General features: G+C 55.7%; 20 protein-coding genes, 1 tRNA gene and 1 other RNA gene. 7 read left to right on the plus strand and 15 right to left on the minus strand.

The window, feature by feature from the left end; genetic code table 11:
* Window positions 1-8 precede the first annotated feature (8 nt).
* The 3 genes from Ga0123462_RS01105 to rnpB all read right to left on the minus strand — a co-directional run bounded on the left by Ga0123462_RS01105 (window position 9) and on the right by rnpB (window position 1,920).
* Window positions 9-956: a hypothetical protein gene (locus Ga0123462_RS01105; protein WP_100264614.1), complete on the minus strand. Its 948-nt coding sequence runs from the start codon at window positions 954-956 to the stop codon at window positions 9-11.
* Window positions 953-1,501 carry a ClpXP protease specificity-enhancing factor SspB gene (locus tag Ga0123462_RS01110; protein WP_100264615.1) on the minus strand — a complete coding sequence of 183 codons (549 nt, stop codon included), beginning with the start codon at window positions 1,499-1,501 and terminating at the stop codon, window positions 953-955. Before Ga0123462_RS01110 ends, Ga0123462_RS01105 begins: the two co-directional genes overlap by 4 nt.
* Window positions 1,502-1,559: 58 nt before the next feature.
* Window positions 1,560-1,920: RNase P RNA component class A (rnpB, locus tag Ga0123462_RS01115), an RNA gene on the minus strand.
* Between the two features lie 183 nt (window positions 1,921-2,103).
* On the opposite strand from rnpB, the gene Ga0123462_RS01120 reads away from it, so the two are divergent.
* Genes Ga0123462_RS01120 through Ga0123462_RS01130 form a run of 3 tightly spaced genes read left to right on the plus strand, consistent with a single transcriptional unit; the run spans window position 2,104 to window position 4,672 of the window.
* The gene (locus tag Ga0123462_RS01120; RefSeq protein WP_100264616.1) at window positions 2,104-4,164 is read left to right on the plus strand and encodes a M3 family metallopeptidase; all 2,061 of its coding nucleotides are present in this window, start codon (window positions 2,104-2,106) and stop codon (window positions 4,162-4,164) included.
* Window positions 4,161-4,352 (plus strand): hypothetical protein, encoded by a 192-nt coding sequence (locus Ga0123462_RS01125; protein WP_100264617.1) that lies wholly within the window; start codon window positions 4,161-4,163, stop codon window positions 4,350-4,352. Before Ga0123462_RS01120 ends, Ga0123462_RS01125 begins: the two co-directional genes overlap by 4 nt.
* A 14-nt stretch (window positions 4,353-4,366) precedes the next feature.
* Window positions 4,367-4,672 (plus strand): YajD family HNH nuclease, encoded by a 306-nt coding sequence (locus Ga0123462_RS01130; RefSeq protein ID WP_100264618.1) that lies wholly within the window; start codon window positions 4,367-4,369, stop codon window positions 4,670-4,672.
* A 9-nt stretch (window positions 4,673-4,681) separates the two neighbouring features.
* Here the strand turns inward: Ga0123462_RS01130 and Ga0123462_RS01135 are convergent, their stop codons facing one another.
* Genes Ga0123462_RS01135 through Ga0123462_RS01145 form a run of 3 tightly spaced genes read right to left on the minus strand, consistent with a single transcriptional unit; the run spans window position 4,682 to window position 6,740 of the window.
* Window positions 4,682-5,710, minus strand: a complete 1,029-nt coding sequence (locus tag Ga0123462_RS01135) for an AI-2E family transporter (RefSeq protein ID WP_100264619.1) — start codon at window positions 5,708-5,710, stop codon at window positions 4,682-4,684.
* A 3-nt stretch (window positions 5,711-5,713) separates the two neighbouring features.
* A complete protein-coding gene (locus tag Ga0123462_RS01140) occupies window positions 5,714-5,917 on the minus strand; it encodes a hypothetical protein (protein WP_100264620.1) in 204 nt (67 codons plus the stop codon).
* A complete protein-coding gene (locus Ga0123462_RS01145; protein ID WP_100264621.1) occupies window positions 5,910-6,740 on the minus strand; it encodes a sterol desaturase family protein in 831 nt (276 codons plus the stop codon). Before Ga0123462_RS01145 ends, Ga0123462_RS01140 begins: the two co-directional genes overlap by 8 nt.
* 289 nt (window positions 6,741-7,029) lie before the next feature.
* Between Ga0123462_RS01145 and Ga0123462_RS01150 the strand changes: the two genes are divergently transcribed.
* Together Ga0123462_RS01150 and cspE are read left to right on the plus strand one after the other, a co-directional pair.
* On the plus strand, window positions 7,030-7,710 hold the full coding sequence (locus Ga0123462_RS01150; RefSeq protein ID WP_100264622.1) for a YiaD family glycine zipper/OmpA-like lipoprotein: 681 nt from the start codon (window positions 7,030-7,032) through the stop codon (window positions 7,708-7,710).
* A gap of 287 nt (window positions 7,711-7,997) precedes the next feature.
* Complete coding sequence (gene cspE / locus Ga0123462_RS01155; RefSeq protein WP_100266413.1) at window positions 7,998-8,201, plus strand: transcription antiterminator/RNA stability regulator CspE; 204 nt, start codon at window positions 7,998-8,000, stop codon at window positions 8,199-8,201.
* Between the two features lie 94 nt (window positions 8,202-8,295).
* Here cspE and Ga0123462_RS01160 read toward each other — a convergent pair whose 3' ends face one another.
* The 5 genes from Ga0123462_RS01160 to Ga0123462_RS01180 form a co-directional block, all read right to left on the minus strand.
* Complete coding sequence (locus Ga0123462_RS01160; protein ID WP_100264623.1) at window positions 8,296-8,976, minus strand: HPP family protein; 681 nt, start codon at window positions 8,974-8,976, stop codon at window positions 8,296-8,298.
* A gap of 182 nt (window positions 8,977-9,158) precedes the next feature.
* Window positions 9,159-9,252: transfer RNA gene (locus Ga0123462_RS01165), tRNA-Ser, on the minus strand.
* 13 nt (window positions 9,253-9,265) lie between these two features.
* A complete protein-coding gene (locus tag Ga0123462_RS01170) occupies window positions 9,266-10,222 on the minus strand; it encodes an acetyl-CoA carboxylase carboxyltransferase subunit alpha (RefSeq protein ID WP_100264624.1) in 957 nt (318 codons plus the stop codon).
* Between the two features lie 11 nt (window positions 10,223-10,233).
* Window positions 10,234-13,725: a DNA polymerase III subunit alpha gene (gene dnaE / locus Ga0123462_RS01175; protein ID WP_100264625.1), complete on the minus strand. Its 3,492-nt coding sequence runs from the start codon at window positions 13,723-13,725 to the stop codon at window positions 10,234-10,236.
* A gap of 70 nt (window positions 13,726-13,795) precedes the next feature.
* The gene (locus Ga0123462_RS01180) at window positions 13,796-15,487 is read right to left on the minus strand and encodes a carbon starvation CstA family protein (protein ID WP_100264626.1); all 1,692 of its coding nucleotides are present in this window, start codon (window positions 15,485-15,487) and stop codon (window positions 13,796-13,798) included.
* A gap of 76 nt (window positions 15,488-15,563) precedes the next feature.
* Here Ga0123462_RS01180 and Ga0123462_RS11505 point away from each other — a divergent pair, with 76 nt between their 5' ends.
* Complete coding sequence (locus Ga0123462_RS11505) at window positions 15,564-16,400, plus strand: peptidylprolyl isomerase (RefSeq protein WP_100264627.1); 837 nt, start codon at window positions 15,564-15,566, stop codon at window positions 16,398-16,400.
* A gap of 321 nt (window positions 16,401-16,721) precedes the next feature.
* On the opposite strand, the gene Ga0123462_RS01190 is transcribed toward Ga0123462_RS11505, so the two are convergent.
* The 4 genes from Ga0123462_RS01190 to nadB form a co-directional block, all read right to left on the minus strand.
* The gene (locus tag Ga0123462_RS01190; protein WP_100264628.1) at window positions 16,722-18,143 is read right to left on the minus strand and encodes a hypothetical protein; all 1,422 of its coding nucleotides are present in this window, start codon (window positions 18,141-18,143) and stop codon (window positions 16,722-16,724) included.
* Window positions 18,144-18,626: 483 nt separating this feature from the next.
* Window positions 18,627-19,637, minus strand: a complete 1,011-nt coding sequence (gene hemH, locus Ga0123462_RS01195; protein WP_100264629.1) for a ferrochelatase — start codon at window positions 19,635-19,637, stop codon at window positions 18,627-18,629.
* Window positions 19,638-19,655: 18 nt separating this feature from the next.
* Window positions 19,656-19,949: an acylphosphatase gene (locus tag Ga0123462_RS01200; protein ID WP_100264630.1), complete on the minus strand. Its 294-nt coding sequence runs from the start codon at window positions 19,947-19,949 to the stop codon at window positions 19,656-19,658.
* Entirely contained in the window at window positions 19,931-21,526 is a 1,596-nt protein-coding gene (nadB, locus tag Ga0123462_RS01205) for an L-aspartate oxidase (protein WP_100264631.1), read from the minus strand. Before nadB ends, Ga0123462_RS01200 begins: the two co-directional genes overlap by 19 nt.
* Before the next feature lie 163 nt (window positions 21,527-21,689).
* Here nadB and Ga0123462_RS01210 point away from each other — a divergent pair, with 163 nt between their 5' ends.
* A complete protein-coding gene (locus tag Ga0123462_RS01210) occupies window positions 21,690-22,166 on the plus strand; it encodes a SoxR reducing system RseC family protein (protein ID WP_100264632.1) in 477 nt (158 codons plus the stop codon).
* The last annotated feature ends 9 nt before the right edge of the window (window positions 22,167-22,175 follow it).

Consider the following 22,175-nt stretch of genomic DNA (forward strand, 5'->3'; position numbering starts at 1 on the left):
TCACGAGCCTAGCGAGCCACCCATCCTTCCACAGAAGATGTGAGGCTTAACCCTCTGCGCTTGAACCACTGCGGAAGCCACAGCTCATCCTCGCCCTTCAGGATCATGCGATATTGCTGTCCATCACGATTCGTCTGCCTGAGAGAGAGTTCGAGGACGCGCGGATCACGCCGAAGCTCCTCCTCAAACAGCACCTGCTCTGGCAGGGATGCATGCCGCTCAACGACCAGAAACACGCTCCTGTTCTGCGGCATGGCGACACCATTGGCGGCTTCGATACCTCCTGAAGGCACGGCCTTGGGGGCATTGGATGCGTAGGCATCACGCGCTCTAAGCAGCACGCTGGAGAGCCATGGCTTGAGCTGACGGAACGGGTCGCCCGCACCGGCCGCGCGTGTTTCCGAAAATTCACCCAGCTTAGAAGTGCCGCGTACACTCAGTTCCACCTGTCGGCTGTCCAGCCAGCGCCAGTGCAACACAAGTGACGCCTTGGCGGCATTGATGCCATAACCCCAGGTTTCGGCCTCTTCCGCCGCAAACTGTTCAAGCATGGCGGCCGACTCCGGCATGGCACGACCCGAGGCGCTGGAGAGTTGTACGGAGAGGTTCCAGGCAGGCTGTTCGGCGATGTGCGGGATACGGTTCTGTTTCAGGAACGAGAGCACGCGACGTTGATCGAAGGTGACCATCATGCCATTTTGGGATGGCGTAGCGCGCTGCAGGAAACGGATTGCATTGGTGCTGTCGGGAATCTTGTTCAGCGCCTCCTGCAGGACTATCCGTTGCCACAGCTTCGGCAGTGCCAGCTCGGCTGCCTTGTCGATATTGGCGCGCAGGAATTCAGCCGTATTGGAGTCCTTGGCAACCACCTCGATCTGCATGCGGGCATCGGTTGCCGCCAGCACAAGCTGCGGAACAAGCAAAAGCAGCAGGAGGGATATAATACGTTTGATCATTTGACGACCCGGAGGTGACCTGTCTTGCGTGCTTGCGGCTGCGCCTCTTCGGCTCCCTGTTTCTGCTCACCGCCGCCGTTGATGACGGTAATGGGCGAACTTGCCGGGCTGGCGGCTCCTGTGAGCCCTTCGGCAGACTGTTCTCCTTCTGCTCCGGTTTCATCCTGCGCTTCGGATTCAGCGAGATTGCTGCGCACCGCCTGTACAATTGCCCTGATCATTTCGGGTACGGCATCGTCCCAGATAATACCCTGCTCGAGATCGCCCTCAGGCAGGTAGGCGGCCCAGATGCGATGCATCGGAATCTTGCACGGGAAGATGGTGCCGGAGAAGGAGAAGTCGGAGTCCAGTGCATCGTCACGGATATGGATCGCCTGCGGCATACGGGCATTGAGGACCAGTCGAAGCGCCGGGTCCCCCATCAGCGATTCGGGCACCTGCACATCATCACCGGTCGCATCGATCACAATATAGATGCGACCGTTGCGGGCGAAATACTCCCGCAGTTGCTTTGCCTTGGCCGCATCAGTAAAGCTTAAGCTCATCTCTTGTCCCTGATCATCATCGTTTCCCAACGCTAGCGGGATTCGACAGAAGAATAAAATACGGAGTGGCCCTGTAAGCCGGGTTCTGTCTCCCGCAAGCGGGATGACGGTCATTCATCTAGGCCTGCCGTTACCGGCAGGCTCGAGCAGCCTACCCGGAAGCAAACGCGGGCCGCGCCAATACTTCCCTATTTGGCCTTGCTGCGAACGGGGTTTACCGTGCCCCGGTCTGTTACCAGACCGGGCGGTGCGCTCTTACCGCACCTTTTCACCCTTACCGTGGCAAGCCACGGCGGTCTGTTTTCTGTGGCACTTTCCTCGGGGTCGCCCCCACCGGCCGTTAGCCGGCGTTCTGCCCTGTGCAGCCCGGACTTTCCTCGGTGGATGCAAGCATCCAACGCGACCGTCCGGACCACTCCGTGCGCCGAAGTGTAGGGGGTTTGCCAGGTCTGCGCACTTCTATGATTCTATTGGTATATATTAGAGGCTTCGAATGGCTGTTTCCGGCGCCGGAAACAGTCATTCGATAATCAATGAGTTAACTTGATTCACGCAGAACGTAAGGGCTTGCGTCGGGGGCGGGGTGACTTATCGTTCCGGACATGAATGAGACTTCCAGCAACCCGATCCTGAAAGGGATCACCGCCGAACTACCACTGTTTGACCAGATCAGGCCGGAGCATGTGCTGCCGGCGATAGATGCCGAGCTGACCCGCGCCCGCGAAACTGTCGCAAGGCTGACGGAGATTGCCGCCCCGGACTGGGATTCGCTGATGATGCCGCTGGAGGAGATCGAGGAACGACTCTCCCGTGTATGGGGCCCTGTGGGGCACCTCAATGCGGTGTGCGACTCGGAAGAGTTGCGTCCGATCTACCAGCAGGGTGTAGCGAAGATGACCGAGTGGTCGTCGGAACTCGGGCAGAACGAGGCGCTCTACTCCGCAATCCGCAAGGTGCGCGAGCGTGACGATTTCAGTTTGCTTTCCGAAGAGCGCAGGCAGGTGATCGAACATGCGCTGCGCGACTTCAAGCTCTCCGGTGCAGAACTTGAGGGTGAGGACAGGGAGCAGTTCAAGGCGATCCAGATACGCCTCTCCGAGCTCTCCACCACATTCGAACAGCATGTGATGGATGCGACTCGCGCTTTTGAACTGCACATCACTGATAAGGCCGATGTTGCGGGTCTTCCTGAGTCGGTGCTGGCGGCAGCGGCACAGCGTGCGGAGCAGGCCGGTAAACAGGGTGGCTGGCTCATCACGCTTGATGCACCCTCCTATATCCCGTTCATGCAGTATGCCGAAAACCGTGCGCTGCGCGAAACGATGTACCGGGAATATGTTACGCGCGCATCATCCGGCAAGCTCGATAACTCGCCGGTGATCGACGAGATACTCAGGCTTCGTGCAGAGGCTGCTGAGCTGCTCGGCTTTTCCCACTACGCAGCCAAATCGCTGGCCAGCAAGATGGCGGCCGATGTCGATGCGGTGACCGGTTTCCTGCGCGAACTGGCCGAGAAGAGCAGACCTGCCGCCGAGAACGATATGGCGGAGCTCAAGGCGTTTGCAGCGGGCGAGCTTGGACTTAAAGGCTTGCATGCGTGGGATATCGCCTACGCTTCTGAGAAGCTGCGGCTGAAGAAATACGCGATCAGCCAGGAGGAGCTCAAACCCTACTTCCCCGAAAAGAGCGTGGTTGCCGGCATGTTCGGACTGGTGGAGAAGCTCTACGGCCTCTCTATCCGTGAACGGGAAGATGTGCCGAAATGGCATAAAGATGTCCGCTTCTTTGAACTCTTCGATGGCCAGAATGAGAAGATCGCAGCTTTCTATCTTGATCCCTACGCCCGTGCCCATAAACGCGGCGGCGCCTGGATGGATGAGTGCATTGTGCGCTGGCGGAAGGCGGATGGTTCGCTGCAATTGCCTGTGGCATACCTGGTCTGCAACTTCGATGCGCCGGTCGGTAGCCGCCCGGCACTCTGGACGCATGACGAGGTGACAACCCTTTTCCACGAGTTCGGCCACGGTCTGCACCACATGCTGACCACAGTCTCCGAACTCGGTGTATCGGGTATCCGCGGTGTGCCGTGGGATGCGGTGGAGCTGCCGAGCCAGTTCATGGAAAACTTCTGCTGGGAGCGGCAGGTCGTCGATCTCTTCGCCCACCACTTTGAAACAGGGGAGGGGTTGCCCGATGCCATGTTCAACAAGATGCTGGCAGCCAAGAATTTCCAGTCTGCAATGATGATGTTGCGCCAGATCGAGTTCGCACTCTTCGATGTACTACTGCATAGCGAGTATGAGCCGGAGAAAGGGTCGGTGCAGACGCTGCTCGACCGGGTGCGTGGCGAGGTGGCGGTATTGATCCCGCCAGCTTTTAATAAATTCCAGAACGGTTTCTCGCATATCTTTGCCGGTGGCTATGCGGCGGGTTATTACTCCTACAAGTGGGCGGAGGTGCTCTCTGCCGATGTATATGCCACCTTCGAGGAGGAGGGTATCCTGAACAGCGATACTGCTGCGCGACTGCGCAGAGAGCTGCTCTCGATTGGCGGCAGTCGCGAGATCATGGATGCTTTCGCGGCATTTCGCGGCAGGAAACCATCGGTTGATGCACTGCTGCGTCACTCCGGACTTGCAACCGAAACAGGAGATGAGAAATGAGTAAAGAGGTTACGATTATCGATATCAAGATGCCGTTTATGTCGATGGTGATATTCATGGTGAAGGCGGCAATCGCGTCGATTCCGGCGTTTATTATTCTTTCGGTGATTGGATCGATTATCTTTGGGGTAATGGGCGCGATGTTTGGAGTCGGGCAGGTTGAGATGCTCACGCCTCAGCACTTCTAGGGGCCCTCTGGCTGATGGGTAACGAGAGCTATCGTGAACAGGCCCTGAAACTGTTTCCATGGGTTTGCGGCCGCTGTGGCCGGGATTTCTCAGGTAAACAGTTAAAGGAACTTACGGTGCATCACAAAGATCACAACCACGCCAACAATCCGCCTGACGGCAGCAACTGGGAGCTGCTCTGCATCTACTGCCACGATAATGAACACCAGCGATATCTCGAGGCCGATGCGCACGGGGATGTGAAACGTGACGAGGCAGGCGGCTCGACCTTCAAGGGGCTTGCAGGCCTTGCTGAGTTGCTGAAAAAAGAGGGTAAGTAGAAGCCTGCTTTAACTATCTCGAGCTTCGATGTCCGGGCCGATCAATATGGCCAGCCACTGCGTATCCTCACGCGCTTCCAGCGCCAGCTTGACGATCATGGTCAGCGGCACCGAGAGCAGCATGCCGACAGGGCCCAATACCCAGCCCCAGAACACCAGTGAGAGGAACACCACCAGGGTTGAAAGCCCCACGCCTTTACCCATGTAACGCGGCTCCACGGCATTGCCCATCACGATATTCACCGCCACAAAACCGAGCCCCGCCAGCAGGGCGTCACCGAGGCCAAGTTGTACCAGTGCCAGCAGTACAGCTGGGACCGCGGCAATAATCGAACCGATATTGGGAACGAAATTGAACAGGAATGCGACCAGGCCCCAGAGCAGCGCATGATCAACGCCGACAAAGGTGAGCCAGATCGCGATAAGGGTGCCGGTAGCGAGGCTGATCCAGGTCTTGATGGCAAAATAGGAGCTGACCGTGCCGACGAATCGTTCAAAGCCGCCGGTCGAGGGTGCGTGTTCGCCCATGGCAGACCATTTGTGAGGCAGTGCGGTGATCTCGATAAGCAGAAAGATGACCGTCAGCACGATCAGGAAGGTGTTGGCCAGCACGTTGCCGAGTCCTGACAGCAGTTTGCCAGCCATGCCCATGGCGATGGAGGGGTCGAGATTGTCGCGAAGCAGTTGTGTGTCGAGGCTTATGCCGAATCCGGCAAGCCATGTGATCAAATCACTGGTCTGCTGGTTCAAACGGGCCTGGTAGATGGGCAGGTTGTTGGTGAATTCGGCAACAGAGGCGCCGACAAAGGCACCGAGCAGGCTTCCCAGCAACACAAGCACCAGCGTGATCGACAGAACAGACAGTGCCGGGGAGAACCCTTTCGATGTCAGCCACTTCAGTGGCGGCAGGCAGATGATGGCAATGAATGCGGCAAGCAGGAATGGAACCAGCATGGATGTTGCCGCCTGCATGCCGGCAACAATGACCACAAAGGCGGCTGCCGGAACCAGAATATTCATGCCGCTGCGTGAATCCATCACTTACTGGAAATCCGCCAGGCGGGAGTCGTCGATATCGAAAGCGGTTTCGCCGCTGGCAAACATCAGCTTCAGATAGGGCAGGCATCCCTCGCACTCGATGCCGCAGCCGGTTGCCTTTTGGGCTGCGGCAAGGTTTTCGAATACCTTCAGCTTGTCGAATGTTTTATTCACGCATTCGCAGCGGTTTACCTTCTCGTCACACATCCAGCCGCTCCTTTTTCCGGTTACTGCTCGGATACTGGCCCAAATCCCCTTGGAACGGCAAGCGCAGCATAAATGCCAGACTGTGGGTCGGCGCATGCTGTAGCTGGGTCAGGCCGATAGTCATGCCATCGTGCCCCATGTCAGGCTGCGCTTTCCAGGTGCCGAAAATGCGGTCCCAGATACTCAGGTTGAAGCCGAAGTTGCTGTCGGTCTCGGCAGGAATGACGGAGTGGTGCACGCGGTGAACATCGGGCGTGACCAGCAGCAGGCGAATGGCCGAGTCAATCTGTCTCGGCAGGCGTACATTGGCGTGGTTGAACATTGCCATGCCGTTAAGCACGATCTCGAATATCACTACGGCAGTGGCAGGTGCGCCAACTGCGATAATGAATGAAATTTTGACCAGCATTGAGAGGATGATTTCGATCGGATGGAAACGCAGGCCTGTGGTGACGTCAATGTCGTTGTCGGCATGGTGGACGCGGTGCAGGCGCCAGAGCATTGGCACGGCGTGAAAGATTACATGCTGCCAGTAGATGATCAGGTCAAGCAGAATCACCGAGAGAGCAACGGTCGCAGCTGGCGGCAGTTCGACCAGGTTGAACAGGCCGACAGCGTTTGCATCGGCCCAGAGTGCAGCGCCAACCGCGCCCGCCGGAAAGAGCAGGCGCACCAGAAACGTGTTAAGAAGCACGATGCCGAGATTGGCGGGCCAGCGACGATATCCGAAGCGGAGCCTGCGCCGCGGGGCAGCTGTCTGGGCCAAAGCCATGCAGCCGAAGATGGCGACAAATGCGGCAAGTCTTAGGGTGGATTCATCCATGCACCCACTCTCTATGAAAACAGAAGGGGGTGGCAAGCTGTACCGGCGGTGCGCAAATTACACTTGGTGATAGTCGTCATAGAATCTAGCCTGAGGGTGAGTGATACAGTTCGCCGATCCGGCAAGTGTGATGCATTATTTCATCCCGTACTTACTTTATGTTCATCGGGAAACGGGTAGGCTTGCGAAGATCAGGCAGATATGTGAAGTTGGAAGCCATGCAGGTTTCCGGCCGGCAGTTCGACCTGCCGGTGATTGAAACAGTTAAGGTGTTACGGAGGATAGATTGATGAAACGAATGATGATGATGGCGGTTGCGGCAGGCCTGGTTCTGGCCGGATGTGCAAGCAGCCCGGATGATCCGAATAAGCATACGAAGGAGAAGGCTGCGGCAGGTGCGGCAATCGGCGCAATTGCAGGTGCCGTGATCGGGCATCAGCAGGACCGCTCCGGCGGCGCACTGCGCGGCGCACTGATCGGTGCGGCAGCAGGTGGTGCGATTGGTGCCGGCGTGGGCCGTTACATGGATAACCAGCAGGCCGAATTCAACCGCGTGCTGGCGGAAGAGCGCCGCGCCAACCAGGTTGAGATCGAGCGTTTGAAGAATGAGAACCTGAAGATCACCATGAACTCTGAGGTCTCCTTCGACTACAACTCGGCACAGCTGAAGCCTGCATTCAACAGCACCCTCGATAAGGTGGCCGATATTCTCAACCGCTATCCGCGTACCACCATCCGCATCACCGGCCATACCGACAGTCGTGGCTCCACAGAGTACAACCAGAATCTCTCGCAGCAGCGGGCCAACTCTGTAGCATGGTACCTTGCTGACCGTGGTGTGGATTCACGCAGGGTGATCGCCGAGGGTCGCGGTGAAATGCAGCCGCGCGCCACCAACGATACTGAGGCTGGAAGGCAGCTGAACCGTCGTGTCGAGATGCTGATTATTCCCGATAACGATATTCAGTAAGCGACTGAATCTGAAAGGGCCCGGTTTTTTGACCGGGCCTTTTTCTTTTCAGGGATGGGGCTGAAGCGGGATAGATTCAATCCCCTGTTCAGATTGAGTGGCAAAAATAAGTTTATGATTTTGCTGGCTTATTGTATCCGGCTGGCATACAGTGCGGATCGCAGAACATGATTGTGGTGGTTTTTCTAGGCCGATTCAGAAGTTTCCTTCTTGATTTCTCTTAAGTAAAATCGCATATGATAAACATGTATGCACTATATTTATTAGTAATTGAGGTACAATTAAAAATGGCAACAGGAACAGTTAAATGGTTTAACGACTCTAAAGGTTTTGGCTTTATCGCTCAGGATGATGGCGGCGACGACGTATTCGTTCACTTCTCTGCAATTCAGAGCGACGGCTTCAAGTCTTTGGTAGAAGGCCAGAAAGTTGAGTATGAAGTAGAAGATGGACAGAAGGGCCCACAGGCTCGTAACGTTTATCCTCAGTAAGACACCACATATCAGTTTTCACTGAATCTAAACACCCCGCCTCGGCGGGGTGTTTTTTTTGGTGCGTATGACTGTCCAAGTCTTGCGGTTAGCACTATTCGGGGCGTTTTCTGTCGTATTCGCCGGCCAGTTGATAGATCCGGTTGAGGTCATCCTCGGAAACATCGATAAATGAGTCGATCTGTTGCAGGGCATGCGCGATCCCCTCATGCGAGAAGCTGGTGGTTGCGGGAGCAGTGGCAGGGGTAGTCAGGCTTGCCGGATACCTGCGCCACTTGAACAGGTAGTTGAAGATCAACGCAACGGTAAAAATAACCAGCACATTGAGCAGCACCGGGGTAACGACATACATGTATCCCAGTTGCTCCACGCTTGCGCCGCCGACAACTGCAGAGAGTGCAGTGGCGCCGCCCGGCGGATGAATGCATTTCAGATAATACATGACGGCAATCGCGATGCCGACGGCCAGACCTGCCGCAATAAACGCATCAGGCACAAATTTGGCACAGATCACGCCAATGATTGCGGAGAGGAGATTGCCGCCAAACAGCGGCCAGGGTTGTGAAAGCGGGCCGTGCGGCACTGCAAACAGCAGCACCGTTGCCGCACCCATGGATGCAACGATCAGGTAGGCATCTTCACCCAGAATCGTGTAACTGATCAGTATGATCATGAATATGGCGATGAAACCGCCAAGGCCTGAGATCAGCTTCTCGGCATGGCTGGAGGGGCTGAGTTCAATGCCGATAAGATCGGAAAACGGTTTACGGGCCATGGTTGACTCCTTTGACGGTCACAGCATTTACCCGAATTGGTGATTAGACAACCATGAATGTTTTCCGGATGCTGTTGGTACTCCGTTATGCAGCCTTTTACCCTGCGGGTGTCATGCATGCTCAAATGGAGTAAAACCGGCTTAAAAGAAAAGGCCCCGAACTGGGGCCCTTTCTTATGGGATGGCGGAGAGGGTGGGATTCGAACCCACGTGGCGGTATTACCCGCCCAACCGATTTCGAGTCGGTGCCGTTATGACCACTTCGAGTACCTCTCCGTGGTGAAAGCGTTCAGCTGCTGAATGAGCCCAGATTACGAAGTCGTTTTGTGCGGGCCGCAATAAGCTTATCAACGGGTGTGTTCAGCAGCTTGTTCAGCGCTTTTTCCAGCACATCACCCATCAGCTCGGAGGCTTCCTTGATATTGCGGTGGGCTCCCTCTTTGGGTTCCGGAATGATTTCATCGATCAGTCCCAGTTCTTTCAGATCGAGTGCGGTAGGCTTCAGCGCCTCGGCAGCCTCATCGGCATGGGCGCGGTCTCGCCAGAGAATTGCGGCACAACCCTCAGGGGAGATGACGGAATAGGTGGAGAACTGCTGCATGAACATGCGGTCGCCGACACCAATCGCCAGTGCGCCGCCTGAGCCGCCTTCACCGATCACGGTGCAGATCACCGGCGTTCTCAATGCTGCAAGCTCCTGCAGGTTGCGGGCGATCGCCTCACTCTGGCCGCGCTCTTCGGCATCGATGCCCGGCCAGGCGCCTGCGGTGTCGATAAAGGTGAGCACAGGAATTTCAAAACGTTCGGCGAGCTTGAACAGTCGCAGTGCCTTGCGGTAGCCCTCCGGCCTCGGCATGCCGAAATTACGTTTCAGCTTCTCTTTGGTATCACGCCCTTTCTGATGGCCGACGACCATGACACTTCTGCCGCGGAAACTGGCCACGCCGCCGACAATGGCGCCATCATCGGCAAAAGCGCGGTCGCCGTGCAACTCCTGAAAGTCATCAAACATCTGCGGGATATAGTCGAGAATGTAGGGGCGGTCGGGGTGGCGTGAGAGCTGGCAAACCTGGGCGCGGGTAGCCTTGCTGTAGATCTGCTCGACCAGCTTGTCCTTTTTGCTGTTCAGGCGCTCAACCTCTTCTGCAATATTCACGCCCGAATCTTTGCCCATGCCTGAAAGCTCATCGATCTTCGATGCCAACTCTGCAATCGGACGTTCAAATTCAAGATAGCTCATTGCCATATCATCCTCTCTTATCCCCGGCGCATCTGCTGGCTGCGTGGCGGCTGCCACGGTTTACAGCGGACGCGAATCGAATCCACGCCGAAGCGGGCATCCAGTTGGGTGCGGACCGCCTCGCTCCAGTTGATACACGGACCGGTGATCAATTGCGCAAGACTAGCGTCTGGAAGCCGTACATGGAATGCAAGCCTTGCCGATCCTCCGGTCGCCATCGATTTCAGGCGGGCCAGCGTGACCTCATCCCAGGCAATGCTGGCTGCAGTGATCTGAACTTCATGCACCAGTTCCGGCAGGATGTCATCGAGCGAGCTTATCGCCTCGGCAATCAGAACCGGATCATCTTTGGAGGTGTCCACCTTGGCGGCGATGAGCAGCGGTTCGTCAGAAGCGAGCAGTTCCGAGACCTCGGCATAGAGCTTGGCAAAGACGATCATCTCCGCCTGGCCGTGCAGATCTTCAACCTGAACAAATGCCATGGTTCCCGAACGCCCGTTGTAGGGCCGGATGCCTGAAATGCCAACCGGCACGACGATCTGGCTCTCATGCGCACGCTCCCGCAACTCGGAGAGGTTGCAGTCACCAAGCCCTTTAAAACGCTTGAGGTAGGCCTCAAGCGGGTGGCCGGTAAGGTAGAACCCGAGAACCTCACGCTCTGCCTGTAGTTGCTCACCATGACTCCACGATGCCAGCAGCGGGAATCCCCCCTCTCCGGATTGCGGTTCAGCCACCTCAAACAGTGTGGACTGGTTGGAGGCGTACTCCTTGCGTTTGCGGGAGAGCTGCTCAAGCACTTCGGACAGTCCTTCAATCGCAGCCCGCTGGTTCGGGATCAGCCCCTCAAGGGCCGCGGCCTTGATCAGTGCCTCAAGGATCCTTTTGTTCAGCGTGCGTGTTGGTGAGCGCATGATCAGCTCTTCAAAGGATTCGAACGGTCCGTTCTCTTTGCGCTCAGCCACCACTGCACGGATCGCAGCTTCTCCAACACCTTTGATGGCGCCGAGGCCGTAACGGATTGCCTTCTCCTCGGGGCGGAACTCCCAATCCGATGCGTTGATATGCGGTGGCAGCACCTCGATATCCATGTTGCGGCAGTCGGTGACCAGCGCTGCAACCTTGTCGGTATTGCCCATGTCGCAGGAGAGGGTTGCGGCCATGAAGGCCTGGGGATAATGCGCCTTGAGGTAGGCGGTCTGGTAGGAGATCAGGGCGTAGGCTGCCGAGTGTGATTTGTTGAAACCGTAGCCGGCAAACTTCTCCATCAGGTCGAAGATCTGCTCAGCCCTGTCGAGCGGCACTTTCTTCTTTTCAGCCCCCTTCATGAAAATCTGCCGCTGCTTGGCCATCTCCTCCGGTTTTTTCTTGCCCATGGCGCGACGCAGCATATCGGCCTGGCCGAGCGTGTAGCCTGCCAGTACCTGGGCGATCTGCATCACCTGCTCCTGATAGAGGATGACGCCATTGGTCTCCTGCAGAATCTCTTTCAGTTGCGGCACCAGATAGACGATCTCCTGGCGTCCGTGCTTGCACTCGATATAGGTGTCCACCATGCCCGATTCGAGTGGGCCGGGACGATAGAGGGCCACAAGCGCGATGATATCTTCGAAGCAGTCGGGGCGAAGGCGCGTAAGCAGGTCGCGCATGCCCGATGACTCCACCTGGAATACCGCACCGGTCTGGCCGCGCTGCATCAGATTGAATGTGGCCTGATCATCCATCGGAATGGCGGTGATATCGAAGCTCTGCGCTTCGGGCCGCGGGTCATAGCGCTTGATCAGTTTGCAGGCGATATCGATAACGGTAAGCGTTTTCAGTCCGAGAAAATCGAACTTGATCAGCCCCATTTTTTCGCTGTTGCCCATGTCCCACTGGACCACCTTTCCCTCTTCGCCGGCCACCTTGAAAAGCGGGGCGGTTTCGTCGAGGTCCTGTCTGCCGATGATAACGCCGGCGGCATGTTTGCCGGCATTGCGGTGGCACCCCTCAAGGCGTCTGGCCAGTTCAAAGAGGTGCGCTACCTCATGGTCATCATCGACCATCTTGGCCAGCTTCGGCTCCTCGACCAGTGCTTTTTCGAGTGTCATCTTCAGGTCGTTGGGGATCAGCTTGGCGATCAGGTTTACCTTGGCCAGATCCATGCCGAGCACACGCCCGACATCGCGAACCACAGCCTTTGCCTTCATCGACCCGTAGGTGATGATCTGCGCCACTTTCGCCTCACCATACTTCTCGGTGACGTAGCGGATCACCTCTTCACGGCGGCTCATGCAGAAGTCGATATCGAAATCGGGCATCGATACGCGTTCAGGGTTGAGGAAACGTTCGAAAAGTAGTCCGTACTTGATCGGATCCAGATCGGTGATTTTCAGGACATAGGCGACCAGTGAACCGGCGCCCGAGCCTCGTCCGGGGCCGACCGGGATGCCGTGATTTTTTGCCCACAGGATGAAGTCCGATACGATCAGGAAGTATCCCGGAAACCCCATCTTCTCAATGATGTCGAGTTCGAACTGCAGTCGTTTGTCATAGACATCGCGGTCGGCTTCCGGCTCGCCGGCAAGGATCGTCGGCCAGCGCAGATCCAGCCCCTCCTGCGCCTGTTTGCGCATATAGGCGTTGAGCTCCAGATCTTCAGGCGGCTGGAAATCGGGCAGTTGATAGTTGCCGAAGCGCAGGTCGACATTGCAGCGGTTGGCAATGTGCATGCTGTTTTCCAGCGCCTCGGGGATGTCGGAAAAGAGGTCTTGCATCTCTTCGAACGATTTGAGGTAGTGCTCGGGGGTAAAGATGCCGGTGACATCATCGTGAATCGTGCGGTTCTGCTGGAGCGCCAGCATCGCCTCAAAAGAGTTGAAACCGTCGCGTTCAATGAAATGGGTGTTGTTGCTGGCTACCAGCGGGATATCAAGCTCATGGGCGATCTCTATCAGTTGCCGGTTAATCTCCTCCTGGCCGCCATTGCCATGGCGCTGTAGCTCCAGGAAGAAGCAGTTCTCATGGAACATCTCCTTGTAGGCGCGCGCTGCAGCTGTGGCACCCGTACGGTCGCCCTTCTGCAGCAGCTGTTCCACCTCGCCATTCCAGCCGGAGGACAGGGCAATCAGGCCGTCACAGTGCTCGGCCAGCAGTGGTTTGCCGACACGCGGCTTGTAGTAGAAACCTTCGATATAGGAGATGGAAATCAGCTTGAGCAGGTTTTTCCAGCCGGTGTTGTTGCGTGCCAGCAGTACCAGCTGCGGGAAGCGCGGTCCGCGCGGCCCCTCAGATATGCGTTTGGTGTGGTCATCGCAGAGAAAGATTTCGCAGCCGAGAATCGGTTTGATGCCCATCTGCATCGCTTTGGAGTAGAACTCGATAGCGCCGAACAGGTTGCCGTAATCGGTCAGGGCTACGGCTGGCTGTTTCAGTTCCGCCACCCGTTTCAGCAACTCGCTTACCCTCGTGGTGGCACCAAGCAGGGAGAAGTCGGAGTGGTTATGAAGATGGGCGAATGGAGCAAAATGCATCGGGCTATCGTAGCCTCGGACGGGCAGTTTTGCACCCGTCTAATTGACAGGGCTGGAGAGAAGCGGGTGGCTAACTGCCAGCCCTTTCCCGGCGCACTTTGTTGACCACCAGCAACGCCTCGAGCAGCACCCAACCCGCCAGAAGGAAGATGGCAGCGCCGACAGCAGCAACGGTCCACTGCCCTTTTTCAACAGCACCAAATATCCCCATTACCATTCCGGAAATCGTGGCGCCGAGCACCAGCAGCATTGGCAGCAGCGTGTAGAGGATAGGCTTTCTCTTGCGGTAGAGGTAGATGGTGACGGTGAGCAGCGTCAATCCTGCCAGGATCTGGTTGGTGGTGCCGAACAGTGTCCATAAAAAAAGGCCTGCAGGTTTTCCATCCACCTTGAAAAAGGCAAAAAAACCGATTGCGGCAACGGCGAGGAGTGTGGCCAGGTAGCGGTTGCCGAGCGCCTTGATGCCGATGGTCTGACCGATCTCCTCCAGATTGAAGCGCAGCAGTCGCGCACCGGTATCGACGCTGGTCATGGCGAAACCGACCACGACTACGGAGATAAAGGCGGCGGCATAATCGAGCGGCACGCCGAGCTGGTGGATGAAGTTGGCGTTGCCCTGGATGAAGACACCGAGCTTCTGGTGCAGTCCGACCGCCTTGTCCCACGAACCGTAAAAGGACTCCCAGTCGGCTCGAGATGAAAATGCGCCGGCAGTGGTGGCGAGCACGGCGAGCAGTGCCAGCAGCGACTCCCCGATCATGCCTACATATCCGACAAAGGGGGCATCCGATTCACGGTTCAGCTGTTTCGATGTCGTGCCCGATGCGACCAGGCCATGGAAACCTGAGACAGCTCCGCAGGCAATTACAATGAACAGGAATGGAAGCAGCGGCGGCGCACCGACCGGATTCGGGTTAATGGCAGGTGCAGCCCAGTCGGGAGAGAGGATGAAGAAACCGGCCAGCATCGAAAAGAGAGCCAGATAGAGCAGCAGCGAGTTGAGGAAATCGCGCGGCTGCAGCAACAGCCAGACCGGCAGTACGCTGGCAACGAAGGCGTAGATCAGCAGGGTCCATGTCCAGTCGCCGGCAGTAAATCCGGTGATCGGCATATCCAGTCCGATCCAGGTGGTGAGCAGCATCAGTACGAAGCCGAGTGCAATCATCGGCCAGAGCGGCATGTTCTTCTTGTAGACGAGGAAGCCGATCACCATGGCGATCAGCATCAGCGCATAGGTCGGAAAGATCGCTTCTGGATGCGAGGTTTTCGGAATGTTGGCGGCATCGGGCGCAGCAAAGAGTCCTGAGATCACCAGCACAAACACACCCATGGCCAGGGCCACGAGGAAGAAAATCACCAACAGGAATAATAGCCGTGTGCGTGGACTGATCACGTCGCGGGCAATGGTGCCGACGCTCTGCCCTTTGTGGCGGATGGAGAGAACCAACGCTGAGAAGTCGTGCACAGCACCGACCAGCAGGGTGCCGAAAACCACCCAGCAGAGTGCGGGCACCCAGCCCCAGATCACCGCAATGGCAGGTCCGAGCATGGGCGCAAGCCCTGCTATCGAGGCGTAGTGGTGACCAAAGAGGATATATTTGTTGGCGGGAACATAATCGACATCATCGCGAAGGGCATGCGCAGGCGTGTCATTGCTGTTATCCAGTTCGAAGATTCTTCTGGCCAGAATCCGCTTGGCGTAGAAGTGGAAAAAGATCAGGTAGAGACTGAGTACAGTGATGGCCATGACAACTGGCGTCATTCCTTATCCTCCCGGAGCTTGGTTGCAGCAGGTCGGGACGCTACTCTAGCGCTCACGTTGGACAAGGGGTTCGTCAATGAGATGGTTGATAGTTATAGGGTTTACGCTCCTGCTGGCTGGCTGCCAGCAGCAGGATGAGGCCTCCCTTGCAGGAGTGGTGAATCCCAGTCCGGTGGTGGCAACCGTAAATGGAACCCCTATCCATGAGTCCGATATCGACCTTGAAATGGCCATGTTGCCCGAAGAGGTCAGTCGTTACAGAAAGGATCCGAAGGCGCGGGCACATATTCTTCGTACATTGATTCGGCATCACGCTGTCAGCCAGAAGGCCGAAGCGATCGGGCTGGATCTCGATCCTGCAACGCGCCAGCATATTGAGAGCGCACGCAGGCAGATACTCATTGAGGCGGCCATGCGCTGGCAGATGGCGAACATGAAGAAGATCGAGGAAGCCGATGCTGCAGCCTATTACAAACAGCACCCCTCCGAATTTTCCGTACCAGAACAGATCCATGCCCGCCACATTCTGGTGGCCACCGAAAAGAGGGCATGGGCTGTTATCAAGAAGTTGCGGAAAGGAGCCGATTTCTCGGCACTTGCCGCCAGCGAATCGCTCGATGACAGCAATAAATCCCGCGGTGGTGACCTCAACTGGTTTCAGCGCGGCGTGATGGTCAAGCCTTTCGACGACGCAGCCTTTGCTTTGAAAGAGAAGGGGGTCAGCAATCCGGTTAAAACGCAGTTCGGCTGGCATGTGATCGAGCTGCTCGGTCGTCGCGCTGCCTTGCAGAAACCGCTTGAAGAGGTGAAAGAGGAGATCGTCAGCATCCTGGAGCAGGAGCAGCTGGAGCAGTGGTACCTGGATATCGAAAAAGAGTCGCGCATCAAGGTGCTCAATCCGGCGTATCAGTAGGCTTCTTTATGGTGACCCCAATTTTGGCATGAAAAATGCCATTTTTCCGACGGAAGCTTGCAGCCAAACTCAGAAACTCGGCAGTCTTTTAGTTGGAGTCCTTCATGCTTCCTCGATCCGGACAAGCCATCAGGAGAGGTGATTTACACGTGTTGCCCGGGTGAAACCATGGGTGGTCTGAATAACAAATCTGGCCACCATTGGGGTGGGGTTGAATGGCTGCTTTCAAGTCACATGCCGATTTTCAACTTCTAGCGCACTAGGGAAATCATAATCTGAGAGTTGGCTGTATTATTGACACACCCTGTTCCCGGGCAGTTATTAAAGGGCACTTAGTGTCGAGAATCGATATGTTAAGCCTATTCCTACGGAAGAAGCACGAAATCTCTTTCTATCAGGATATAGATTAATTTTTTCAAGTGATATTGTCTTGGCAAGCTGACCATACAGTGCATAGTGATCACTTAATTCATAATTGAGACCAACCGAAGGCTTTAAGACGACCCCTTCTGCGCTTGCGCCAATCAATACTTGGAAAAACCCCTGAAGACTATTGGTTGTGGAATATCCGGTCTGGATACCTAATCCTGTTAGTGCCTCGCCATAACCAGGGGTCCCAAAGTACGAATTGTACGCGAAGCTAACTTGAGTGGGGATATACCAGTTTTCATTCAAAAGATAATCAAATTGAGTTGATAGCATCTTGAGGTCGGGGTGTCTTATGTTGCCAATTCGAACACCGAATTCAGTTTGTTGAAACACATGAATGCGGATTCCACTGTACAACAAATTCTGTTTAGCATCAGGGCTTCGATTTCCACTTCCTTTGTTGGATAGGTGGAAGTTTATTGCCGCTCCCAGAGTGAAGTTATTAGAACTTCCCTTCGGCGCAAATAAATAACCACTCGATAATGACAGTCCGTAGTTGTTGTTCAGAAAGTATTCAATGGAAAATTTAGGGTGAACCAGTAGTCCCGGGCCTGTATCAATTCTATCGGGTGAATACCCTCCCGAGCCAACACCTATTTGGCCATATAGGCTGACACGAGGGGAAACTGAATGCCTGTACCCCACTCCACCCAATATGTGATTATAGAGTGGCATACCGTAATAGCCCCCTTCTGCAGCAAAAAACACATAATGATTGTTGGTTAGAAAGTGGGAGAATTGCAAAGACAACGAGTTAATTGGTTTTGTATAACTTCCTTTCGGTTTGATTTGAAATATATTATTAAGCTCTATCGTCAACATATTCTCTCCTCCCTCTTCAAGGTGGGAGGGATCATGTTCTGTCTTAGTCCCTGAAGCCGCATATGAACCGATTGAGTATGAAAGTTTCTTTTGAACAAACATGTTGAGTTGGGAACTGTTTATTCGAGAGTTTTTAAATTGGTAGTGGGCATAATTCACCCCAACAGAGAAATTGCGAAAATCGTAACCAATTCCCATGTAGCCTTTGATAAACCCTCCTGTGCCGGTCAATTCGGCACTTCTCCTTATACTGGGTCCACCTCCACCTCCTCCTAGAGAGATGCCAGCATTGACAAACGAATTCCCAATTAATGCTTGTTGGGCATGGGCAGTAACGTCAAAGACCATGAAACCACCGTAATTACCATGCAACAATGGCGCATGAAGCCCCAAACCTAAATATAGCCAACTATTCATTTGATGGAGTAAGTGAATGCCATGTAAATCAACAGATTTAAACCCGGGAACGGGGATTACTGCATAATCCAGCATAATGAGCCCCTTTCCCGGACTCAGTTTATCCCTGTCAAATGCTGGCGTCTGAGTTGCTCCCTCAGCAGGAACTTCAGAAACTTTTTTTGTTTGTTGTGATGCGAATGCTATTTCTGTGGAGATAGAAAGCAGAATAAGTAACAGGATCAGCTTTAACCTTGAAAAGTAGATAATACATCTCCTTCAAACAATTATCAGATTGAGTGAAAAGATTATAGCCAGAAATGCTCGTTTATGAAGGGTTGAAAAAATATAAACTTTTTTGTTCGCATCTCTAACAGAAGTCATAAAGGACTGATGCACCAAGCAACTGCACTAGAAAACCTGCTTGAATGCGTGCTGCGAGTTGGTTTGCTCAACTCAATTGTGGCAAGGAGTATGCCCAACAATGTAAGTTGAACTGCACAGCGGCTTGCACGAATGCCCCGATTGCACGAACAGGTATTCGCTGCTAATGCAAATATTAATAAGTTGAGTGTTTGATTAGGATTCTTTCAGTACCACCTGGGTAAGAGCCTGGACATGGGCATCAGAGTCGTTGAGGGCAGGGATATAGCTGTACCTTTTGCCGCCAGCTCCGAGGAAGACTTCACGGTTCTCCATGGCGATCTCTTCAAGGGTTTCGAGGCAATCAGCGGCAAAGCCCGGGCAGATCACATCGACCGACTCCACCCCCTCTTTGCCCCATTTTTCGAGGGTCTCATCTGTATAGGGCTGTACCCAGGGCTCTTTGCCGAAACGGGACTGGAATGCGAGTTGCAGCTGGGTCTCGTCGAGCCCGAGCGCCTCCCTGACCAGGCGGGCTGTTTTGCGGCAGTGGCACGGGTAGGGGTCGCCGTTTTCAAAATAGGATTCCGGGATACCGTGGAATGAGAGCAGCAGCCGTTCAGCTTTACCGTTCTCCTTCCAGTGATCTCGGATGCTTGCTGCAAGCGCTTCGATATAGAGAGGCTGGTCGTGGTAGGCATCGATAAAGGTAAGCCGTGGCACGCGACGCCACTCCTTCAGCACCTTGGCAACGGCATCGAAGGTTGAGCCGGTGGTGGTGGCTGAGTATTGCGGGTAGAGCGGCAGCACAATCATGCGGTCGCAGTTTTTCTCCCGCAGCGCTTCAAGCCCTTTGCGGATAGAGGGATTGCCGTAACGCATGGCCAGCTCCACATGCACGGCGCCGATACCCCTCTCCTGCAGCGCAGCTTCCAGCTTCTCTCGTTGGCGTTTGCCGGTGGCCAGCAGCGGCGAGCCTTCATCTGTCCATACCTTTTCATAGAGCGCAGCCGATTTGGCGGGGCGGGTATTGAGGATGATGGCGTTGAGAATCAGCCACCAGAGCCAGCGTGGCTGCTCGACCACACGGGGATCCCAGAGGAATTCAGCAAGATAGTCCTGCAGCGCCGCCCTGGTCGGTGCATCGGGGGTGCCGAGATTGGTTAGCAGGATGCCGGTAGCACGCTCCTGCTCGTGGTCGAAATTCTCTTTAGCGCTGAATGACATTCAAGTTCCCTTGCCCGTTTAGTATCGAATGGAGAAGCTGTTGCAGCTCTCCGGCAGTGTGGCCTCTGAATACGCCACGTGCTCAACACTGGCATAGGATGGTCCCTGTTGCAGCCACCGTTTCATCATGGTTATTTGCACTTCGGGGCCGGCGAAACAGACCTCCACCCCTCCTTCGGCCACATTTCTTACCCAGCCGCGCAGCCCCAGGCGGTTTGCCTCAACTTGTGTATAGTGGCGGAAGCAGACCCCCTGCACGCGGCCGGAAATCCTTGCGAGAAGGCAGGTTTCAGCTACAGGGTGTTCGGCCACAGAATCGTGTCCCTGGCTTCGGGGTCGGTCCCGGTATGATCTGTGGAGTAGTGCAGGCCGCGGGATTCATGCCGCTGCAGGGCGCTGGCAATGATCAGTTCTGCGATCAATTCGATGTTACGTAACTCCAGCAGATCCTGACTGACGGGATGTTTCCAGTAGTAGCTGGCAATCTCTTCACGAATGACATGCAGTCGCCGCTTGGCGCGCCGCAGCCGTTCATCGGATCGTACAATGCCGACGTAATGGGACATTGTCGCCCGAATCTCGTCCCAGTTCTGCTTGATCTGGATACGCTCAGTCTCTGGCACGATGCCGGTATCATCCCATGTCGGAATGGGCGGCGCATCGGGCACCTCGGAAGTGATAATGTCGCTGGCGCAGCACTCCGCCATCACAAGGCACTCCAGCAGCGAGTTGCTGGCCAGCCGGTTGGCGCCGTGCAGGCCGGTGCAGGCTGTCTCCCCGATGGCATAGAGGGCATCGATCGCGGTGCGGCCGTTAATCTCCGCCTTGATGCCGCCACAGATATAGTGGGCGGCAGGTACGACCGGAATCGGCTGTGTGGTGATGTCCATGCCCAGCTTCAGGAGCCGTTCGTGAATGTTGGGGAAGTGAGCGAGCAGCTGATCGCGTCCGATAGGGCGCGCATCGAGATACATGCAGTCGGCACCCTGTTTCTTGATCTCATGGTCGATAGCGCGTGCGACAATATCACGGGGTGCAAGTTCGCCCTGCGCATCATAATCAAACATGAAACGCCGCCCTTCGCTGTCGACAAGGTGTGCTCCCTCGCCGCGCAAGGCCTCGGATAGCAGCATGTTGGATCCCTGACGGTGAAAGAGGCAGGTGGGGTGAAACTGAATGAATTCGAGGTTCATGACTGGGCATCCGGCGCGCCATGCCATGGCGATACCGTCGCCTGTGGCTGCATGCGGATTGGAGGTGTAGAGGTAAACCTTGCCGGCACCTCCGGTGGCAAGCACCGTATGCGCGGCCTCCACAGTCACAACGTGTCCCTCGGGGGCCAGGATATAGGCTCCGAGACAGCGGTTGCCGGTGTCGGTGCCGTGGCCGATGCGAAGCGTGGTGATAAGGTCGATCGCGGTATGTTGCTCAAGCCTGAGGATGTTGGGGTGCGGCGCCACCTTTGAAAGCAGCGCCTCTCCAATCGCGCGACCGGTTGCATCCTGCGCATGTGCAACCCTGCGACTGCTGTGCCCACCCTCCTGAGTCAGGTGCAGCTCTCCATCTTTACGGTCGAAACAGGTGCCGATGGCGATCAGCTCATCAATGATTTCGCGCCCCCGCGCAACAATGGCCTGTACCACTTCCGGATGGCAGAGCCCTGCGCCTGCCTTCAGCGTGTCCTGAACATGCGATGCGACGGAGTCGCTGCTGGAGAGTACGCCGGCAATGCCGCCCTGGGCGTTCCAGGTATTGGAGTCCCGGAAGCTGCCCTTGTTGACCAAAATGACCTTGCCATGTTCGGCAAGCCTGCGCGCAGCCAGAAGGCCGGCGGCACCACTGCCGATAATCAGATAGTCCGCTTGCAGGCGTTTTTTCGAACTTCCCATAGCCGCCAACTCTACGCTCGATTTTGGATCAGGCTAGCTAAGAACTGGAGGTGATGTGAAGTGGTGCGCATACTGCAGGGATGGCAATCCATGATCGGGTTGGTATAAGATACGCCTTCGCCCCTCTCTGGGCGTGACGAAACAGCGCGAATAAGGAGTTGAGTTGGAGCAGCAGGCTACAGTAATCGAAACCGATGGCATCAACGCTACCGTGCGCGGCAGTCGTGCTTCCGCCTGTGGTGGCTGTGCGGGCAAGGCGTCCTGTTCAACGATGGGGTCATGGAGAGAACGGTTGATCGAGCTGCAGGTAAAGAACTCGATCGGGGCAAAGGCGGGCGATGAGGTGCTGCTGGAGGTTCCTGACGGACTGCTGTTGAAAGTGGCATTCCGGATCTACGCCATACCGATGCTGATGTTTGTTGTAGCTGGTGGTGTGGTGTCATCGCTGGCAACAGCGATGCATTGGCCGGCACCCGAGCTGCTGGCGGCAGTGACCGCTCTGCTCTGCGTGCCGATCACCTACCTGTTTCTGCTGCGCCGTAAAAGAGGCAGCGAGGCATCGCTGGATGTGCGTATGTTGCGTATCGTAGGCAGGGGTGAGAAGCTGATTCCAATCCTGCCCGTTTCAGCATCTGAATAGTTTGTCTTA

The sequence above is a fragment of the Mariprofundus ferrinatatus genome, assembly GCF_002795825.1.
Lineage (GTDB): Bacteria > Pseudomonadota > Zetaproteobacteria > Mariprofundales > Mariprofundaceae > Mariprofundus > Mariprofundus ferrinatatus.

Coding starts and splice junctions, on each gene's coding strand:
- Ga0123462_RS11505 (WP_100264627.1), top strand. CDS start 15,564: ATGAGATGGTTGATAGTTATAGGGTTTACGCTCCTGCTGGCTGGCTGC.
- Ga0123462_RS01190 (WP_100264628.1), bottom strand. CDS start 18,143: ATGCTGGATTATGCAGTAATCCCCGTTCCCGGGTTTAAATCTGTTGAT.
- Ga0123462_RS01150 (WP_100264622.1), top strand. CDS start 7,030: ATGAAACGAATGATGATGATGGCGGTTGCGGCAGGCCTGGTTCTGGCC.
- Ga0123462_RS01145 (WP_100264621.1), bottom strand. CDS start 6,740: ATGGATGAATCCACCCTAAGACTTGCCGCATTTGTCGCCATCTTCGGC.
- Ga0123462_RS01135 (WP_100264619.1), bottom strand. CDS start 5,710: ATGGATTCACGCAGCGGCATGAATATTCTGGTTCCGGCAGCCGCCTTT.
- Ga0123462_RS01140 (WP_100264620.1), bottom strand. CDS start 5,917: ATGTGTGACGAGAAGGTAAACCGCTGCGAATGCGTGAATAAAACATTC.
- Ga0123462_RS01110 (WP_100264615.1), bottom strand. CDS start 1,501: ATGAGCTTAAGCTTTACTGATGCGGCCAAGGCAAAGCAACTGCGGGAG.
- Ga0123462_RS01120 (WP_100264616.1), top strand. CDS start 2,104: ATGAATGAGACTTCCAGCAACCCGATCCTGAAAGGGATCACCGCCGAA.
- Ga0123462_RS01130 (WP_100264618.1), top strand. CDS start 4,367: ATGGGTAACGAGAGCTATCGTGAACAGGCCCTGAAACTGTTTCCATGG.
- Ga0123462_RS01105 (WP_100264614.1), bottom strand. CDS start 956: ATGATCAAACGTATTATATCCCTCCTGCTGCTTTTGCTTGTTCCGCAG.
- cspE (WP_100266413.1), top strand. CDS start 7,998: ATGGCAACAGGAACAGTTAAATGGTTTAACGACTCTAAAGGTTTTGGC.
- hemH (WP_100264629.1), bottom strand. CDS start 19,637: ATGTCATTCAGCGCTAAAGAGAATTTCGACCACGAGCAGGAGCGTGCT.
- Ga0123462_RS01125 (WP_100264617.1), top strand. CDS start 4,161: ATGAGTAAAGAGGTTACGATTATCGATATCAAGATGCCGTTTATGTCG.
- nadB (WP_100264631.1), bottom strand. CDS start 21,526: ATGGGAAGTTCGAAAAAACGCCTGCAAGCGGACTATCTGATTATCGGC.
- dnaE (WP_100264625.1), bottom strand. CDS start 13,725: ATGCATTTTGCTCCATTCGCCCATCTTCATAACCACTCCGACTTCTCC.
- Ga0123462_RS01170 (WP_100264624.1), bottom strand. CDS start 10,222: ATGGCAATGAGCTATCTTGAATTTGAACGTCCGATTGCAGAGTTGGCA.
- Ga0123462_RS01160 (WP_100264623.1), bottom strand. CDS start 8,976: ATGGCCCGTAAACCGTTTTCCGATCTTATCGGCATTGAACTCAGCCCC.
- Ga0123462_RS01180 (WP_100264626.1), bottom strand. CDS start 15,487: ATGACGCCAGTTGTCATGGCCATCACTGTACTCAGTCTCTACCTGATC.